The 18,488-nt window shown below is 40.4% G+C and carries 14 protein-coding genes and 1 pseudogene; all 15 read right to left on the minus strand.

The features are described from left to right. Positions 1–97 precede the first annotated feature (97 nt). On the minus strand, positions 98–1,075 hold the full coding sequence (locus LS67_RS03765) for a PLP-dependent cysteine synthase family protein (RefSeq protein WP_034326153.1): 978 nt from the start codon (positions 1,073–1,075) through the stop codon (positions 98–100). Then, positions 1,072–2,223, minus strand: a complete 1,152-nt coding sequence (locus LS67_RS03770) for a trans-sulfuration enzyme family protein (RefSeq protein ID WP_034326152.1) — start codon at positions 2,221–2,223, stop codon at positions 1,072–1,074. Before LS67_RS03770 ends, LS67_RS03765 begins: the two co-directional genes overlap by 4 nt. Positions 2,224–2,230: 7 nt before the next feature. Further along, positions 2,231–2,998 carry an SIMPL domain-containing protein gene (locus LS67_RS03775; protein WP_034326149.1) on the minus strand — a complete coding sequence of 256 codons (768 nt, stop codon included), beginning with the start codon at positions 2,996–2,998 and terminating at the stop codon, positions 2,231–2,233. Between the two features lie 51 nt (positions 2,999–3,049). Next, a complete protein-coding gene (locus LS67_RS03780) occupies positions 3,050–4,888 on the minus strand; it encodes a hypothetical protein (RefSeq protein ID WP_034326148.1) in 1,839 nt (612 codons plus the stop codon). Continuing rightward, positions 4,885–5,424, minus strand: a complete 540-nt coding sequence (locus LS67_RS03785) for a HyaD/HybD family hydrogenase maturation endopeptidase (RefSeq protein ID WP_034326146.1) — start codon at positions 5,422–5,424, stop codon at positions 4,885–4,887. The genes LS67_RS03780 and LS67_RS03785 overlap by 4 nt, the downstream gene beginning before the upstream one ends. Beyond that, entirely contained in the window at positions 5,424–6,182 is a 759-nt protein-coding gene (gene cybH, locus LS67_RS03790; RefSeq protein WP_034326144.1) for a Ni/Fe-hydrogenase, b-type cytochrome subunit, read from the minus strand. Before cybH ends, LS67_RS03785 begins: the two co-directional genes overlap by 1 nt. Before the next feature lie 10 nt (positions 6,183–6,192). Next, positions 6,193–7,923, minus strand: coding sequence for a nickel-dependent hydrogenase large subunit (locus tag LS67_RS03795; RefSeq protein WP_034326143.1), 1,731 nt, complete (start codon positions 7,921–7,923; stop codon positions 6,193–6,195). A 10-nt stretch (positions 7,924–7,933) separates the two neighbouring features. Continuing rightward, on the minus strand, positions 7,934–9,094 hold the full coding sequence (locus tag LS67_RS03800) for a hydrogenase small subunit (RefSeq protein ID WP_034326141.1): 1,161 nt from the start codon (positions 9,092–9,094) through the stop codon (positions 7,934–7,936). A gap of 176 nt (positions 9,095–9,270) precedes the next feature. Next, on the minus strand, positions 9,271–10,872 hold the full coding sequence (locus LS67_RS03805) for a phosphoethanolamine transferase (protein WP_231944847.1): 1,602 nt from the start codon (positions 10,870–10,872) through the stop codon (positions 9,271–9,273). A 318-nt stretch (positions 10,873–11,190) separates the two neighbouring features. After that, positions 11,191–11,511 carry a thioredoxin gene (gene trxA, locus LS67_RS03810; RefSeq protein ID WP_034326139.1) on the minus strand — a complete coding sequence of 107 codons (321 nt, stop codon included), beginning with the start codon at positions 11,509–11,511 and terminating at the stop codon, positions 11,191–11,193. Positions 11,512–11,818: 307 nt separating this feature from the next. After that, positions 11,819–13,204 carry a DNA recombination protein RmuC gene (locus tag LS67_RS03815; protein WP_064504556.1) on the minus strand — a complete coding sequence of 462 codons (1,386 nt, stop codon included), beginning with the start codon at positions 13,202–13,204 and terminating at the stop codon, positions 11,819–11,821. A 94-nt stretch (positions 13,205–13,298) separates the two neighbouring features. Continuing rightward, positions 13,299–13,766: pseudogene (gene moaC / locus LS67_RS03820) on the minus strand (cyclic pyranopterin monophosphate synthase MoaC); the annotation flags it as partial. A 51-nt stretch (positions 13,767–13,817) separates the two neighbouring features. After that, positions 13,818–14,621 carry a HesA/MoeB/ThiF family protein gene (locus tag LS67_RS03825; protein ID WP_034326138.1) on the minus strand — a complete coding sequence of 268 codons (804 nt, stop codon included), beginning with the start codon at positions 14,619–14,621 and terminating at the stop codon, positions 13,818–13,820. Beyond that, a complete protein-coding gene (locus tag LS67_RS03830; protein WP_231944848.1) occupies positions 14,621–16,987 on the minus strand; it encodes a tetratricopeptide repeat protein in 2,367 nt (788 codons plus the stop codon). Before LS67_RS03830 ends, LS67_RS03825 begins: the two co-directional genes overlap by 1 nt. A 30-nt stretch (positions 16,988–17,017) precedes the next feature. Continuing rightward, positions 17,018–18,487: an NADH-quinone oxidoreductase subunit NuoN gene (gene nuoN, locus LS67_RS03835; RefSeq protein WP_034326135.1), complete on the minus strand. Its 1,470-nt coding sequence runs from the start codon at positions 18,485–18,487 to the stop codon at positions 17,018–17,020. Position 18,488: the final 1 nt, after the last annotated feature.

The following is an 18,488-nucleotide window of genomic DNA, read 5'->3' on the forward strand; positions in this document are numbered from 1 at the left end:
GTAATTATATCTTTTTATTTCTTTGTAGAATCTAAAAGCTTTTGAATACCTTGCGCCTTGTGAAATTCTAATAAGATTCTATAAGTCAAAGCCTTAGCTATTGTATAAGGCTATTAATTGCATCGTGACTAAAATACTTGCCTAACTCATCGGCAAAGAGCGTTACAATTTTTGCTCCTTGCACTTTATTTGCTACTTTGAGTGCTGCACTTAGGGTAGCCCCAGATGAGATACCAGCTAGTATCCCTTCTTGTCTTGTTAAGATTTTAAGCCCATTATATGCCTCTTCATCGCTTATTTTTTCTACCATATCAATAAGCGAGGTATCCATAGTTTTTGGGATTTGCGCATTGCCGATACCCTCGATGTGAGTGCATACGCATTTATTTTCACATTTATATCCGCATTCGTGTCCATATTGACATTTGCCAATCACTGAATCTAGCGGGTCGGCTAACACAGCCTTTATACGAAAATTTTGCTCCTTAAAATACCGCGCACAGCCACTAAAACTTCCTCCGCTTCCAGCTCCACATACAAAATAATCAAAAGGTGGCACACAGGTGGGATTAAGCGTTTGCATATCTGTGTAAATCTCCACAGCCGTGCTAAGATAATGTGCGTAAGGATTGTTGAGATTCTCAAATTGATTGAGGCTAAAGGCGTTTTTAGTGCGAGAGAGTAGGGCATTTGCCTCATCTATTGCACCCTGCATACCTTGTTCTTTGGGTGTGTTTATCACCTCTGAGCCGAGTGCTTTTGCAAGGATTTGCTTTTCTATGGAGAATTTATCAGGCACAACAAGTATTGCCTTGCACCCAAAATGCTGTGCCACAAGGGCGATACCTAGTCCTGTATTTCCAGCAGTAGCCTCAATCACCACCGAATCTTTTGTGAGTTTTCCCTCATCACGCAGTTTTTGAAACACATACAAAGCTACGCGATCTTTTACGCCACCTGCTGGATTATAATATTCGAGCTTAGCAAAAATGCGATTATTGTTTGGAATCTCCACCGCTTTTAGTTCTAAAAGCGGTGTGTTGCCAATGAGTTCAAGGGTTGAAGTAAAAATCATTGCTTAGAGAGTTTAATAGCTTGCTTAATATCATCGAGTAAGTCTTGTGCATATTCTATACCTACTGATAATCGTATGAGTTGTTCGCTTATGCCGAGATTTTCGCGTATATCTTTTGGGATTGAAGCGTGTGTCATTGAAGCGGGGTGGCAGAGGAGCGATTCTACACCGCCTAGACTTTCGGCTAATGCGATAATACGCGTTGATTTAAAGAAGATTCTATAATCATAATTTTCCTTGAGCTCAAAGCTTATCATTCCTCCAGCACCACGCGCTTGTGAGTTTTGAATCTCATAGCCTTCATCATCTTGTAGTCCGGGATAATATACTTTTTTCACAGCACTATGCTCACTTAGGGTATTTGCTAAGAATAGCGCATTTTCGCAATGACGTTGCATTCTTAAGCCTAATGTTTTTATACCGCGTATAAGCAAAAAGCTATCAAATGGTGCTAACACACCGCCAATGCTATTTTGCAAAAATCCAATTCTTTGGGCTAACTCCTCATCATTTACCACCACAAGTCCAGCGATAAGGTCGCTATGTCCGCCTAGATACTTTGTCGCTGAATGCACCACAATATCAATGCCAAGCTCTAAAGGCTTTTGTAGATATGGTGTCATAAAGGTATTATCCACTATGCTAAGTATGCCCTTTTCTTTACATAGGTTTGCCACTTGTGCCAATGGCGTAACATTAAGTAGAGGATTTGCAGGGCTTTCTATAAGCACGGCTTTGACTTCTTGTGTGATAGCCGCCCTTAATGCGTCTAAATCCCTTGTGTCTATGATTTTGTAGTTGATGTTAAAATGTGTAAAGACTTTGTCTAAGATTCTAAAAGTGCCACCATAAATATTATGCGAGATGATAATACAATCTCCGCTTGAAAAAAGGCTTAGAATCGTCCCAATAGCTGCCATACCTGAAGCAAATGCAAAGCCAAACTTGCCGTTTTCACATTCTGCTATGAGGCTTTCAATCCCATCACGCGTGGGGTTTTTCGTGCGTGAGTATTCATAGCCTAGATTCACTCCTAGCGCACTTTGAGCGTATGTGGAAGTTTGGTATATTGGTGTATTTACTGCGCCTGTGCGTGGGTCTGTGGTCGCCCCGCCGTGTATAAGTAATGTATCAAAACTGCTTTTCATATTTATCCTATCTGCAAATGTATTTCACTTGAATTCTAGCTGTAATCTCTTGCTCTTTTGGTATAGGAAGCTCCCAGCTCGTATCCGCATATGCGCTCATATTACTTGCCTCTGCTCTCATTATTTTTGGCTGTATGATGTGGGTATTTGTAGAATCTGCCCCAGCAAGAACGCATTTTGCGTTAGTGATTTTAGAGTAATCTTTTTCTTTCTCTTTTGCGATTTGCAATGCACTTTCAAATGCCTTATCTTGTGCTTCTTGTAAAGATTCAGAAGTGGCGATGATATTTACATTTGGTGCAAGGAAGCTTAAATATTTGTTTTTGTTGATTTTCTTATCAATCTCTGCGATAAGGCTATCGTATTCTTTTTTCTTTTTGCTTGGCACATCGCATTCAAGGTTGAAATTAAGTGTATAGCCCACGGTGTCCCTTGCAGCGCCGTCTTTGTATTGGATATTTGGACGCAATTCGTGGTTGCCACCCTCGCATAAATCTTGTTTTTTGCTTAAGCCAATGATGTCATTTAGAGTATTGGCAATGTCTTTTTTTACATTTGATTCTATCTCGCCACCCTTTCGCAATGTATCGCTTTCTGTAATGCGGATACTCGCCTTGTAGGCATTAGGCATAATATTTTGTGAAACCGATATGCTTTTGTTGAGGCAAAGCGCATCTTGTGGACATTCATTTGTGTTTAGCGCAAGTGGTTCATCACTGCACGCACTCATCATAAAAGCCATAAAACCTGCTAACAATGCTACGATGTATTTCATTTATTACTCCTTAAGTTTTGATAAGGCGAGATTATAGCTATTTTGAGTAATTTACTTGTAATCAATAAAGCCATTTTTTGGCAAAATGAGATGAATATTTTTAGGTAGATATTCTAGAATCTTATCAAGGAAAATATGATTAGCGAGCATATCGCCGAGCAAAAGGACTCTATCAATAGCGAGATTTGTGAGGCTATCGCGCACAAGTGTAGCGACAAACTCACTTAATGAATCGAGTACACCAAAGCTTAGAATCTCATTCTCCACCCCGGCACATTTAAAGCTTATGCACGAGCGCACGACAAGGGGATAATCAAGCCAAATATGATTGCCCTCGCGCGTAAGCTTATAATCAATGCGTGGTCCTCTTTCACGCACAAAGCGATACGCGTGATAAAAAAGCACATTTTTATCAGCTCTTTGCGGTTTGTCCGCCTCTGTTTTATCAGTATTTGTTGCGGTGTCTGCCTGAATATTCTTTGGGGGTAGCCCTAGCACAAAGGCGCAAGTATCAAGTATATCAATGAGATTGTTTGTAGGGTGATTTTCGTTTTCAAGGCTAAAAAGAGATGAGAGAATCTGCGGATAGTGCGCACCAAAATTTTTCAAAAGCTCCCCACCGCTTTCATATTTGCGTGTAATCTCCTCGCATATATGAAGTGGATTATTATCAAAGGAAATATCAAGGAGGACTTTTGGATTTTGATTATAGATGAGAAAGGCACTCGGGTGCTTGGAGCTAAGATAGATAACAAGATGAGAATATTGAGAATCTACATCAATATGCGCGTCTATGAGTGAGTGCAAAGAGAGGTTATGCGCGATATGTGTGTCGATAAACATACCATTTTTGGCAATGCTTAGAATCTGCTCTTGTTGCACAGAATGTGCGAAGTCAAAATCTGGCTCTCCTTGCGTATGCGAGAGAAAAAAATAGCCTATCTCGTCTTGTAAAAGGAGCGCACCAATGATTGCTAGAGGCATATCATAGGGCAGGGTTACTTTTACCAAACCGCATTCATCGGCGGGAAAGTGTTTTTCAAATACTTCTTTAGGCACAAGTCGTGTTGAGGGCTTTTCAAAACTTGCGAGAATATCAATATGCGCCTTATGTGTGCGAAAGTAGGTTTTGAGTGAGCCAATATCGCATACAATGGTTGTATGCGTGTGCGCTGTGGGGGTAAGGGAGAGTGATTGCACCCCGCGCGCAGTGCTAAAAACGATATTTTCCCCATTTTTGAGCCTAGCTACAATCTTGCTTAAATAATCTGCGCTCGGCTCTTTTAGGGCTTTGTGCATAGGGGATTGTGTTGGGTTGAGTATCGCAAAATTTGTGCTTGTAGGATTGAGAATCTGCTGTGTCTGTAACGGCGTATAGTAGTGCGTTTTGGGTGTCTTGCAACGTGCTAATATATGATTAGCATCTTGCAAATCACAATGCAGTGGTATCTCTAAGGCAAGGGGTAGGGCGTGGGTCAAAATCTCTATAAGGGAGAGTTTAGAATCTAGTGTATCAAGTGTATCAAAAAAAGCTTGTGGCGGATTTATGGGGTTTAGCTGTAAAAAAGAAAAATAAAGACAGAGTGGCAGAGTAAGAGAGAGGTTATTTGCAAAAGATAGAATTTGCCCTGAATAGTCCATATCCTTAGCAAATTGCTCTAAAATACTTTCTTTATTTTGGGATTGGGTTTGAGATAGTTGCGCGTGAGATGACGCGTTTTGCTTGTGAGATTCTATAAGAGCATGTAAATCTACCAAAAGGCAGTGTGTTTGCTCACTATGTGTGTAAAAAAAAGCCTCTAAGTCGAGGGTTTTGGCTTCTTTGGCTAGGATAGAGAGGAAAAATTCTTCATCTGTGCTTGTATTGGTAAAGCTAAAGTCATAAATCATTCATAACCTCGAAATGAGCCATTAGCCACCTCTTGTAAGTCTTTATTGTCGATTTTTTCCGCGTGGATTCCATTTTGTTCTAGGAATTCTAGGGCGAGTTTCTCCATAAGCTTCGCACCCTCTTTTACAGAATCTGAAAGAGTGAATGCTGTCTCCTCACCGATAACCTCGGGGATAATGCCAATAATTTTTACTGGTGGTAAATCGCCATTAATAGCTGTGAGGCGCAAGGTTTGGAGCATTTCTACTTCGTGCGCACTTCCTGCCCAAGTAATAATTTGAGGGACATTGTCGAAGTCAAAATAATATACCTCGCCCACATTAGCATTATTCGCACTCACGCAGTCAAGTATAAGCACTTTATCATAAGAAGTGATGAGAGGGATAAGCATTGTGGCGAGTGTGCCGCCATCGACAAAATCCACTTCATTTTCGCCACTGAAGCGGTAGTTGAGCTTCAAAAAATTGCTTAAATGAACCCCAATACCCTCATCGCCAAAGAGGATATTGCCAATGCCCAGCACGAGGATTTTCATTAGATTTTTACATCTTCAGTATAACGCATACCACTCACCATCGCATCTACGCCGCCATTTGGATATTTGACAGAATTCCACACTGCCATATAGATATGCACTGGGATAAAAATCATAAAAGCCCAAGTTGAAAGATGATGTATGCTTCGCACATTTGCTAAACCTCCGCAGAGCGCCTCCACCCACTTAAAGCAAAATGCCAAAATCGCGCCAAGTCCATCTCCATAGACATTGTAGTAAAGCACTATACCGGTAAGGGACATTAAAAGCACGAGTATAGCAAGGAAAAAGTATGTTACAAATTGTATTGGATTATACGCGCCATTGATATGTGGGTGAGCGCCTAGGAAAAGATAGGCTCTAATCTGTGCAACCCATACTTTCGCGTCTTTGACTTGAGTGAATGAGATTCTCTCTGGCAAAGATTTTTTATCAAAGAAAAAGAGATAAAGCCTAAAGCAAGAAATGGCGATAAGCACGAAGCCCATAACCAAATGCACATTGCGAATATAGGCTTGCAAATATGATGTGCCTACCACACCCATATCCTGCGTAAGCACAACCTCTCCATTGATGACGCCCTGCAAAGTGGCTTGAGTCATCTCTGGCTGAGAGATGAGAAATGGCGAGGCGATATAAAATCCTGTGGCGATAAGCGCAAAAATACACAATGCCCTTAGCCAATGAAACAGGCGAGTAATCCCCGAAAACTCCTCGTGCATATGGAGTTCTTTTTTAAACATATCAATCTTGTTCATACCGCCTCCTTTAGCGAAGTCTTGCAAATGAGGGTTCTACTTTGTATTGACTTAATTCATTACCTTTTGTATCCATAACATGCACTGCACACGCAATACAAGGGTCAAATGAATGTATGTGGCGGATAATTTCTAGCGGCTGCGTGATATCCTTTACCTGTGTACCGATAAGACTCATTTCATAAGGTCCTTTTTGTCCTTTAGAATCCATAGGTCCAGCATTCCAAGTAGAAGGCACGACTGCTTGATAATTTTCAATCACACCATTTTTGATACGCACCCAGTGGCTTAACATTCCTCGAGGCACATTGCCGATGTATCGCCCTTTGTATTCTTTTTTCTTATCAATAACATAAGGCGCACAAGTGCTTGTATCACCCTTTGCGATATTTGCAGTAAGTGCTTCAAACGCTTTGATACCATTATCAGCCACGACTTTACATTCTATTGCGCGCGCCGCGGTTCTACCAAGTGTGCTAAAAATAGCCTCTACCGGTAGTCCTGTAACGCTCAAAAACTCATCTACAACTTTAACAATCGCAGGATTTCCGCTCGCGTATCCCACCACCACACTCGCAAGAGGTCCAACCTCCATAGGCTCACCCTCGTATCGTGGCGATTTTATCCAAGAGTATTTGCCATTTTCATCAATAATCTTAGAATCTACAAGCTTTCCATCAGCACCGATTGTTTGTGCGTCTCTAAAGCCTGTATATTTTGGATTTGTCTTGCCATCGTATGGGTGGAGAGGCTCACTATCCTTATACCACGAGTGTGTGGCTTCCTCTGTGATTTTGCTCTCATCAATAGGATAGACTTTGCTCAAATCACCACCTTTAACAATGCCGCTACTAAAGAGCCACTCGTCCTCGCCAACTTGCATTTCTTGAAAGCTAATGAAGTTTTTCACGCCACAGCCCTTCAATACCGAATCTTCGGTTTTATACATTTCCGCCGCCATAATCACATCTGCCCAATATGCACGATTGATAAACTTTACCACTTCTTTATACTTGCAGAGCCACTCGCCAAGTCGGCTAGGGTCTAAAATATCCATAACAGAAGTTACTCCGCCAACAGTTAAGCTTTGCGGATGTGGATTTTTTGCGCCAAAAATAGCCATCATTTGTGCCACTATACGTTGTATCTCAAGGAGTTTGAGATAGTGTGAGAGAACGATAAGATTCTGTTCTGGTGTGAATCTATAAGTTTTGTGCCCCCAATACGCGTTCGCAAATGGTCCTAATGCACCTTGTTTTACAAATGCTGATACTCTTTCTTGCACGGCTTTAAGGTCATTTTCGCCTGTATAAAGAGGATTGTTGGTGTATTTGAACGCAAGTTTTGCAGCCTTTTCACAGTCTGCACTAAGTGCCGAAGTAATATCGCACCAATCAAGCCCGTGCAATGTGTAGAAATGCACTGCATGGTCGTGCAAGAAAAGTGAGATATTCATCAGTGTGCGCGTCAAAATCGCATTAAGCGGAGGCTTGATACCGAGCGCGTTTTCCACCGCGGTAATACCAGCCTTGTAGTGAGAGAATGTGCATACCCCGCAGATTCTTTGCACTATGAATCCAGCATCACGTGGGTCGCGATTTTTTACAATAGTTTCTATACCGCGCCATAGCGTTGAGGTAGAAAACGCATCAGTAATAACATTATTATCATCAACAATCACTTCAATACGCAAATGTCCTTCGATTCTTGTAATTGGATCTACTATTATACGCTTTGTCATTTTTCACTCCTTATTTTGCTTTTTGTGTTGAACTTATTACTGCGTGTGCGGCAATACCGATTGCTGCAGCCCCTAATATAACAGAGCCGATGACATCAGCAGTTTTGTCAGCCCCCATTCCGTCAAAGTTTGTAGCATAGAGATGATTGCTAATTGGTTCTTCAAATGGATTCATTGTATCCCAAAATTTTGGCTCACTGCAGCCTATACAGCCGTGCCCTGCGCCCACAGGCCAACTTGTATGTTGATTGAATCTAAGTTTTGAGCAGTTATTGAAAGTATAAGGTCCTTTGCAGCCCACTTTATAGAGGCAGTAGCCTTTTTCAGCATTTTTATCGCCAAAATGTTCTACGAATTGTCCTGCATCAAACCGCCCTCTGCGCTCACACAAATCGTGGATTCTTAAGCCATAAGCCCAAGTAGGGCGATTGTAAGCATCAAGTGTAGGTAATTCGCCAAACAAAATAAAATGCAATACATTACCCACGATGTTTTTCTCGCTTGGCGGACAGCCGGGTACATTAATCACTTTGCGATTTGTAATTTCACTAAGAGGACACGCGTTTGTTGGATTTGGATAAGCTGCTTGCACACCACCAAAGCTAGAGCAGGTGCCAATGGCAAAGATAGCTTTTGCATTTTTTGCTGCTATTCTTGCTTCTTCCGCGCCTGTGCGCCCGTGTGCGCCGATAGTGAGATAAAATTCGCTGCTACCTTTAGGAATACCACCCTCTACCATAAGCAAATAGTTACCTGCATATTTATGAATAGCATTTTCTAAGTTTGCTTCAGCTTGCCAACCAGAGGCTGCCATAACGGTTTCGTGATACTCTAGGCTAATATAGTCAAAGATAAGAGAATCTATGCTAGGTGCATCACTTCGTAGTAAGCTCTCGCTACAACCAGTGCATTCCGCCATATGAAGCCATACGACAGGGAGTCGGTTCGCAAGCTCTGCGGCTTTTGCAGTTAGTGGAGCAAAACTTGCGGGAAGTGCAAGTGCGGCAGTCATCATACCAGACCATTTAATAAAATCTCGGCGAGAGAATCCTTTAGATTCTAACTCTGTCAGTAAATCCCTCTCCGCATTATGTGCCGGAAGTTTTGAGAGTTCCTCAAGTCTTTGAGAGGCTTTACCAAACAACTCTTTATGTGCATCTTGTGTTTTCATAGCAGTCCCCTTTGTTGTTAAAGTCTTCGCAATTTTAATATGTTTTGAATCCAAGTATTAAGTGAAAATGGGAGAAGTAAATTTTTTTGAAGCAAAAGTTACTAAAAGTAATTGATTTTTTAACTTTTAATACGAATTAAAAAATCGTGTGAATTTTATAGGGATATTTGTGATATTTAATTGCGGTGCAAAATATCAAGATTCTTATCATAGTCTTTTGTCTCTATCCCTAGCAAATGAAGCAAAGTATGAAATATATAGTCGTGATTGAGTTGGGTATCTTTTTTGTTTAGCGCAGAAGTAGGCACATCGCCCCATTGATTGTTAAACCACATAATTGAGGGGATATGTTTTTGATACTCCGGGGCGAGGGTATAGCCTAACCCTCCGTGCATATATTGCCCTAATTCTCCTAGGCTTTCTCCGTGGTCGCTCACATACCATAGCATTGTGCGCATATTTGTATTATTTAGCATTTGTATCATCTGCGACAATACCCAATCATTGTAGAGAATCGAATTGTCATAAGTATTGACAATCTCTTCATAACTACATTTTGAAAGTTCTTTTTGCTTACACACTGGATTAAAATGCTCAAAATCTGGAGGATAGCGAAGCGCATAAGAAGCCCCGTGACTCCCATAGCCGTGCGCGATAATAAAAGTATTTTGCTTTGTTTTTTGTGCTTTTTCTATAATACGCTTGACATCAGGGAGCATTGCGCCATCAAGGCTATCGCTAGGATATAAAATGCTATGCTCAATATTTCTGTCGCAACCTCCCACACATTTGCCACCATTATTGCCTAGATACCACACATCATAGCCCACATCTTTGGCTATGTCGAGTATATTGTTTGTGTAGAGTGATAGATTGCGGTGTGTATAGGTTTTATGTGTGTAATGTGTGAGCATACAAGGCACAGAAATAGCGGTAATAACGCCACAGGAGTAAAAATCACTAAAGCTTATCACTTTAAGTGCGCTTGTGTAGGGATTTGTAAGCTTTTTGTAACCATTGAGTGAAAAATTTGCACTTCTTGTGCTTTCACCGATAAAAAAAAGCACGATTTGGGGCGGTAAATCTGCTTTTAAATGTGCGTCTTGAGCTACAAAGATAGGTGTGAAATCCTGCTCTACTTGGTTTTGAATGTAAAGGATAGTGGAGCGAATTGGTGCTATTGGATTTGGCATACTTGCGAGACTTTTTTGTTTTTTGAAAACAAATACAATATCCTTCCCACAGGCGACATAGCTTAGTGCTATAAGCACACCTAGGGTTATGAGTATTATGCTCTTTTGCGCAAAAGATTCTATAAATCTTTGTTTTTTGAATCTAAGGAGTGCGAGAAGCAAACAAGGTAGCACACCAAAAAATAGCACATACGATACAAGCCCGACACTTATCATATCCATAGCCTCGTCCGTGTGTGTCTCTATTACGCTTTGTATAATATCCTCATCAATTACTACGCCAAGTGAATCCATATAGAATCCGCACACGCTACTAAGTAACAAAATAAAGCCCAGCACAAACTTGATACTAAAGCGCAGACATAGAATCTCAAGCCCGAGCATTAAGAAAAATATATGCACGATTTTTCCGCAATAGAGCAGATAAATAAAACCAGCCTGTGTGGCTAGTCTATCAAATGTAGCATTAAAAGTATCATTGAGGTAAAATGCAAGAAAGATTGCACCACATAGCGTTACCCAATGGTAGTTTATATGAGAAGAAAAAAGTTTTTTAAAAATTGTAACTATAGGGCGAAATCTCATAGGGCAAAATCCTATACCTTATTTTTGTGTGTTTTGTGCCTTTCATCTTATCACTCAAATTTTTTAGGTGTAAATAAATAAATCAAAGCTAAGGTAAGCATAATAGCATATTGTGGCTTAGATTCTAATAGAATCATCTTGTTGTGTATTTTGTATAAGCTTAATCATCATAAATTACCACAAGCACTATGAAGCAATGAGCGTTTGAACTTGAATTAACAATGTTGTTTTTATGTTTTTGTCTCGTGTGGTTAGCTTGGACTCTAAAAAATATAAAATCCAAGCAAGGTTTAGAAGCAAGAAACTATACTTAAAATCTTAGAGGAGTGTGTCGAGTTTCGCGCGTATATCATCTTCTGATTTTGCACCCGTTACTTGCTCTTTAATCTCTCCATCTTTAAAAAAGAGGATTGTAGGGATATTTCTAATACCAAATCTCTTTGAAAGCTCAGATTCGTTATCCACATTCACTTTGCAGATTTTTGCTTTTCCCTCATAAGATTCGGCAAGTTTGTCAATCACAGGTGAAAGCATTTTGCAAGGATTGCACCAAGGTGCCCAAAAATCCACTAGCGCAACGCCACTACCCATAACCTCTGCGTCAAAGTTATCATTACTCAATTCTATATACTTACCCATAATAAGCTCCTTATGTTTAGTTTAAACGCCACTAAAGCGCACCTATGCGACATAACGACATTTATACACCTATTATACATTGCATTATTCAATAAAAAGTTTATTGATTTTAGTTTTTAAGGCAATCAGTGGAAATCACCTTTTTATTTTGCATAGAATCCGCACTAATAAAAGGCATTTTCTCACAAAAGTAAAAGGTGTTAAAAGGGTGATTTTAGCATATTTGAGGCGATTACCATTCGATAAAAATTCTAAATAAAGTGTTGAGACTGAAAGAATAGTTGCCCTCTTGTTTATCACCTAAGCATTAAACTTCATTGTCATTACCGAGCGCATAATTTGTATTTATGGAATCTGCAAGATTCCGTGTCTCCGCGCCCCTAAGCAGATTGCGAATATTTTTGCTTGGCTTAGCGATACCTTGTTTTCCATTATATTTAGTCATCACACCATCATAAGTTTTTTTCATCGTATCAATATTGCCCCCAAGCCTTTCTAGCTCATTGTAAAACTTTTCAATGCGGTCAAAAAGTGTTTTAATCTCGTCAAATATTGCATCGGCATACTTATTGCGATGCTCAATCTCCCATAGATTGCAGATAATCTTTAGCACCGCCATAATAGTCGTGGGTGAGACAAGCACCACACCTTTTTGATATGCCTCATCATAAAGCATAGGATTATATTGCATAGCCTCTAAAAACGCTCCCTCAATAGGGATAAACATTAGCACAAAATCAAGTTTTTGTCCTTGTGTGTATTGTTGATAATTTTTGGAGCTTAAGCCTTTGAAATGGGATTTTATAGAATCTGCCAAATCTTTTTGTGCCAAGACTCTTTCCTGCTTATCTTGCGCGTTACACAGCCTCTCATATGCAATTAGTGAAGTTTTGGCATCGACTACCACACATCGCTGCTCATCGCCACTTTTGGGTAATTTCACAATCGCATCAGGGCGGAGCTTGTCATTATTGTTATCACGCATATCCACTTGCAGTTCATACTCGCGACCCTCTTGCAATCCGCTATTTTCAAATACCCTTTGTAAAATCACCTCTCCCCAATTTCCCTGTGTCTTGTTCTCGCCTTTGAGGGCATTTGTGAGATTATGTGCGTCAGTGGAAAGTTGCATATTGAGCTTGCTTAGTTGCTCGATTTGTGTTTGCAAGGCAGTATGTTGTGTGAGTGCAGAGGTATGGTTATCATTGAGCTGTTTTGTAAATCGCATAATCTCATCTTTAAGCGGCTGTAAAGAGAGGCTTTGCTCCTGCTTAAAGTTTTGTGTATTTTGACTAAGAATCTCCGCGCCCAAAGCCTTAAAAGCATTACTTAGCTCCTGCTTACTCCTTTCCTCATTTTTTTGTATTTCTTCTTGTGTGAGTGTATATTGCTCTTGTAGTCTGTGTAGCATATCCTGCGAATGCACCTTTTGTTCTGCTAGACGAGTTTCAAAGCCCTTTTCTAAATCTGCGAATCTTTGCGTAAAGGCAGATTCCAGAGAGGTGATAATGCCCTTAGATTCAGCAAGGGCAACCGATAGGCTTTGGTTTTCAAGTATTTGATTTTGTATTTTTTCATTATGTGCGGATTCCAAGGTTTTCAATGCCTTTTTGTGCCATATCCACGCACCAAATGCGCCACACACTAGCCCCGCAATTCCACAAAACACGGCGATAAGCGTAGATTCAGCCATTTTTGGAATCCTCGCTATGTGAGCTTGAAGCTTTAGATTCTAAAGAGGTTTTAGAATCCTTCTTGGAGCTTTTTCTCGTGGCTTTGGAATGTATGCGTTTATAATCCCCACTTTTACCACCGCTTTTTGATTGCAGGCAAATATCGCTTATAACCATAGACTTATCAATGGCTTTAAGCATATCATAGATTGTTAAAAGCCCGATACTCACACCCGTGAGTGCCTCCATTTCTACACCTGTTTTACCCTCACATTTTACTAAAACACCAAGCGTGATAGAGTGCTTAGTGGGATTTGGGGTTATATCTACATTGATTTTATTTATCATAAGCGGGTGGCACATCGGGATAAGCTTACTTGTCTTTTTGCTTCCCATAATCGCAGCAATAATCGCAGTTTGTGTAATGCTCCCCTTTTTTCCGGTGTGGTTTATCGCTGCTTCAAAGGCTTGTTCGCTCATTGAGATAACACCACTTGCATAAGCCTCGCGCGTAGTAATGTCTTTATTACTCACATCAACCATTGTTGGATTGTTTTGCTTGTTAAGATGTGTAAGTTCCATTTTTATCCTTTATTTCTTATAAGGCACAAGATTCTTAGAATCTACAAGTGTTTATTTTAATTCGCATTGATTGCTTTCATAATCCTTAAGTTGTGTAATGCCATTTGAGCCACATACACGGCAGTTTTCATTGCGCTTTAGCTTGATTTTGCGGAAATTCATTGTGAGTGCGTCAAAGCTAAGGAGCTGATTATAGAGCGGTTCGCCAATACCTGTAATGATTTTTAGCACTTCTGTGGCTTGAATACTTCCTACGATTCCAGCAACACTGCCAAAAACCCCAGCACTTGCACAATTTGGCACACTTCCTTCGCTCGGTGGGCTATCAAAAACACAAGTATAGCACGCGCTTTGTCTTGGCTTGATACTCATATTTTGCCCACTAAAGCGCAAAATTCCACCATAGCAATAAGGCTTATCAAGTAGCACACACGCATCATTGATAAGAAACTTTGTTGCAAAATTATCGCTTCCATCGACAATCACATCATAAGCACCCAAGATACTTAGCGCATTACTCGCATTTAGCATAGCGGAGTAGGTTGTGATTTGGATATGCGGATTAAGTGCGAGAATCTTTGCCTTAGCAGATTCTATTTTTGGAGTGCCTACCTCCGCAGTAGTGTGGATAATCTGCCTTTGCAAATTGCTTAAATCAACATTGTCTTCATCGATAATGCCTATATGCCCCACACCAGCAGCAGCGAGATAGAGTGCCACAGGAGAGCCTAGCCCTCCAGCACCCACGATAAGCACATTAGATTCTAAAATCTTTCCCTGACCTTTGAATCCACACTCCCTCAAGCGAAAATGTCGCGAGTATCTATGTAACTGCTCGTCTGTAAAGTTATACATCACTCATTGCCTTTGAGTATGTCTAATGCTTGAACACAAAGGCTTCTCCACGCACCCTCATATCGTATCGCTTCACATTGCTTGAAGCTCTCTTGTGCATCTTTGCCTTGTGCTTTGAGTAATGAGCCTTTGAGATACAAAGTCTTTTGTTTATCATCATCGCTTATATTCTTTTGTAGCAAATCATCAAGCACACTAATTGCCTCATCTGTACGCTGTGTGCGGATATAACTTTGTGCGAGGGCAAAATCTACATATGGAGAATCCGCATTATCCTTTATGAGCTTTTGTAGGCGCAAAATATCCTTTGCGTAAATATCAATTCCCATTTCGTCTTTTTGTGCCTCCGCATTTTTGAGTAGTGTGAGATTCACAGCAAACATTCTTTGGTCGTCCGCTAGAGCTTGCTTTAAGAAAGCATAGGTTTGTAGCGCACCCTCTTTATCATTAAGTTTTATTAGTGCGTCAAAAAGTGTGAATCCAACATCATAATATTGCGCTTTTTGCAAATTCTTAGCAATCTCTAGCGCGTCTCGCCCAGCCCTTGCAGTGCTTTTGCTATCACCTAGTTTGGCAAAGTTGAGACTATCTCTGTAAAGCCACTCTAGCTTTTTTGATAAATCTTTAGCTTCTGCTGCCATATTGAGCGAGATTTTTGCTGCTTCTTTATTAAGAGCGAGGGCATAGAGGCAGTCAAAGAGTGGCATTTTTTCATCCTCCTTGATACTCACATTTTGGTATTGCAAAAAGATATTAGCCACATTTTTGCAATCTTTTTCCTTGAGGGCAAGGCTTAGCATAGCCTTGTAGCTTTGTGCGACAATACTTTGATCTTTGAGATTATTTTTTAGGGCTAAAACTTCACTATATTTGCCCTCATCAAATAAAGTCTGTGCTTTAAGTATAAAGGCTTTTTCTTGCTCTGGTGTATTGGGGTATTGCTCAATGATATAATCATATTTTTTTATTTTAGAAGCCGATTCCTCATTGCTCACAAGTGCAAAAAGTAGCTTGTCATCCCTATCCTTTATCTCCTCTGCCAAAGGGCGATGCTCAAACTCTTGTAAAAAGATTTTATTAATTCTGTGTGCGTCCTGCACATCATTTGCAGACTGATACCATAGGCTTACATTATTAAGCAAATCCTCTTTGCTTATATCATCACTGAGGATATGCTCGTAGAGATACTCGCCAAGCTTCGCAGCACTTGCATATAGCTGTTCCTCTGCCAAGAGCTTCAAATATTCATAGCTTTTAATCGGGTATTTGGTGATATAGCTTGGATTCACTTTGAGCATAGTTTCAACAAGTTTTTGTGCCTGTGCCTTCTCGCCATTAAGCAAGTGAAATTTACTCCATTCTATGGCTACCGCACTTGCGCTGTCTAAATCCTTTGCCTCTTGGTAGGCTTGTGCGAAAAGCTTAGTGGCGACATTTGCGTCTTGCCCACTATGAAAATATTTTGCAAGGGACATTTTTGCCAAGGGCATATAGTGAGATTGTGGATACTCGCTAATGAGTCGCTCGAGATAATATTTAGCCTCATCTGTGATTCTCATATCCGCATAGGCATTGCCTAGATAGTAGAGCACTTCGGGGACATTTGAATCTGTGGGATACTTTTTAATCCATTTTGTCCCCATATCGACAATCATATCACTATTTTCGGTTGAGTCAAAATGCTCTAATGCGCGGAGGCGGAATAGCAGCAAGTCTTTGGCAAAAATAGTCTTAGGATAGGCAATCAGTGTTTCATCAATCAGTTTTACTGCCTCTATGTGTGCGTGATTTTTCATAAGATTTTTAATCTGCGTGTATGTGGCAAAATCCTCTCCCTCATCATAGCGCAAAGGTCCTCGATTAATATCAAGGTCATTAAAAAATAGTTTATTATTTTTAATAATTTTGATAGGGAAGTTTAGCCCCCTTGGCTTTGCTTGTTGGGTATAGTCATTGAGAAATGGAATCTCATTTTTGTAGCCTATGATTTGCCACGCCGCGCTTTTGGTTGGCTGCTCTTTTGTGATAAGTGTAGCAGTTTTTAGGTCTTTTGGTGTGGCAAAAAGTTTCATTTTATGTACTGGTTCGATATATAAATAGAATCTGCCATCGACTACGCGACTCCAAAAGTGAAAAAAGAGTGTTTGAGTAGGGGAAAAACTCGCAACAGGTGTGCGTTCAATGGTGCATACAACATAGGTTACTTCGTCTTGTGTGTTGCGATTTTCGTTGCATTCTAGTGGGTCGGTGTGGGCGATATTGAGCACAGAGAAATATTCTTTTGACTCTTTACCATAGTTAATAGTAACATCAAGTCCAAAAGCACACAAAGGCAAAAGACACAAAGCCACCACAAATTTTCGCACACGCACTCCTAAAGTGGCTAAAAGCAAAACCTAAAAGCCACTATTTCCTATATAAGTCGCTACAACTTCAAGCAAATTTTGGACCATAAATATACAGCACAAACTGATAATGGCGGTAATGGTTAGGGCAAATATGCTAGAAGTCTCCATTTCTACGCGATAAGGCACAGCGTCTTTGGGCTCTTTAGCGAGGACATACACGACAACTTTGAGGTAGTAAAATGCTGCGAGAGTGCTATTAAATGCCATAAGTAGAGCTAGGATTATGTAATCTGTATTGAGCACTGCCTGCATAAGATACATTTTCCCCCAGAATACACAAAAGGGTGGAATGCCACCAAGTGCAAACATAAGGAGCGAGAGCAAAGCCCCAAGAGTGGGATTTGTCTTTATTAAACCGCTTAAAGATTCAAAGCTATGGGAAGTGTCGTTATTTCTAGAATCTATGTAGAGCCATAAAATGCCAAATACGCCGAGATTTGCAAAGACAAAGAAGAACCAATACAAAAATACAATGCCCGGAGCATCGATAAGAATAGCACTAAGCACAAAACCAGAATGTGATATGGAGCTATAAGCTAACATACGTTTAACATCTTTTTGCACGAGTGCTATGAGGTTTGGTATAGTCATTGTGAGCGCTATCATTACATAGAGCGTATATTCTACAAATGGGTTGTGAGCGTGGATAAAGATACCAAAGATTCTAATCAGCACGCCAAGTGTGGCAATCTTTGGTACAATGGCAATAAACACTGTAAGAAGGGCATTTGAGCCTTCATACACATCTGGTCCCCAAGTGTGGAAAGGCACGATAGAGATTTTGAATCCTAGCGCAACGAGTAGGAATACAAATCCCGCATACACGAGAGTGTGAGGCTCATAGGTATGTTCCTGCAAAAACACACTAATGCGCGAAATCTCTAAGCTACCCGTAGCCGCGTATAAAAGGAGCGCACCAAAAGCAAATAAAGCTGTGGCTAATGCGCCAAGCACAAAATATTTTATCGCCGCTTCAAATGCCGAAGTTTTGTTATGAAGCGCAATCATCGTATAAATACTTAAAGAAGCGCATTCTAAGCCTAGGAGGATAAGGATAAGATTCTCACTTGATACCATAAAGCCAAATCCGGCGATAGCAAAGAGCAAGAGCGCGTAAAACTCTGCGCCTTGTGTCTCTGTCCGCGTATTTTTGTGCATTAAAAAAAGCAAGATAATAAAGCTAGAGAGTAGGATTAGAATCTGCACGAGGATTGAAATACCATCAACAAGCAGGAGATTAAAGAATCCAAGCTGGGGTTGTGGGCTACCCTCGAGGAACAAAAAGCCAAGATTCAAAATTACAAAAAGCATACTAATGGCAATATACAACTCGCGCGATTTTGCTTTATTGAAAATCCCAACCCCTAGCAACACAATGCCGCCAACGAGCGAAATACACATAGGGATAAGAAGTGCTACATTTAGCTGTGTGAAAGAAAAATTCATAGATTCTGGCATT

Origin of the sequence: Helicobacter sp. MIT 03-1616 (assembly GCF_000765685.2) — a bacterium.
In the GTDB taxonomy this organism is placed as follows: Bacteria; Campylobacterota; Campylobacteria; order Campylobacterales; family Helicobacteraceae; genus Helicobacter_C; species Helicobacter_C typhlonius.

What these genes read in the sequence shown, in the direction of transcription:
- LS67_RS03765 (WP_034326153.1), bottom strand. Translation starts at nt 1,075, where the DNA reads ATGATTTTTACTTCAACCCTTGAACTCATTGGCAACACACCGCTTTTA.
- LS67_RS03770 (WP_034326152.1), bottom strand. Translation starts at nt 2,223, where the DNA reads ATGAAAAGCAGTTTTGATACATTACTTATACACGGCGGGGCGACCACA.
- LS67_RS03775 (WP_034326149.1), bottom strand. Translation starts at nt 2,998, where the DNA reads ATGAAATACATCGTAGCATTGTTAGCAGGTTTTATGGCTTTTATGATG.
- LS67_RS03780 (WP_034326148.1), bottom strand. Translation starts at nt 4,888, where the DNA reads ATGATTTATGACTTTAGCTTTACCAATACAAGCACAGATGAAGAATTT.
- LS67_RS03785 (WP_034326146.1), bottom strand. Translation starts at nt 5,424, where the DNA reads ATGAAAATCCTCGTGCTGGGCATTGGCAATATCCTCTTTGGCGATGAG.
- cybH (WP_034326144.1), bottom strand. Translation starts at nt 6,182, where the DNA reads ATGAACAAGATTGATATGTTTAAAAAAGAACTCCATATGCACGAGGAG.
- LS67_RS03795 (WP_034326143.1), bottom strand. Translation starts at nt 7,923, where the DNA reads ATGACAAAGCGTATAATAGTAGATCCAATTACAAGAATCGAAGGACAT.
- LS67_RS03800 (WP_034326141.1), bottom strand. Translation starts at nt 9,094, where the DNA reads ATGAAAACACAAGATGCACATAAAGAGTTGTTTGGTAAAGCCTCTCAA.
- LS67_RS03805 (WP_231944847.1), bottom strand. Translation starts at nt 10,872, where the DNA reads ATGAGATTTCGCCCTATAGTTACAATTTTTAAAAAACTTTTTTCTTCT.
- trxA (WP_034326139.1), bottom strand. Translation starts at nt 11,511, where the DNA reads ATGGGTAAGTATATAGAATTGAGTAATGATAACTTTGACGCAGAGGTT.
- LS67_RS03815 (WP_064504556.1), bottom strand. Translation starts at nt 13,204, where the DNA reads ATGGCTGAATCTACGCTTATCGCCGTGTTTTGTGGAATTGCGGGGCTA.
- LS67_RS03825 (WP_034326138.1), bottom strand. Translation starts at nt 14,621, where the DNA reads ATGTATAACTTTACAGACGAGCAGTTACATAGATACTCGCGACATTTT.
- nuoN (WP_034326135.1), bottom strand. Translation starts at nt 18,487, where the DNA reads ATGCCAGAATCTATGAATTTTTCTTTCACACAGCTAAATGTAGCACTT.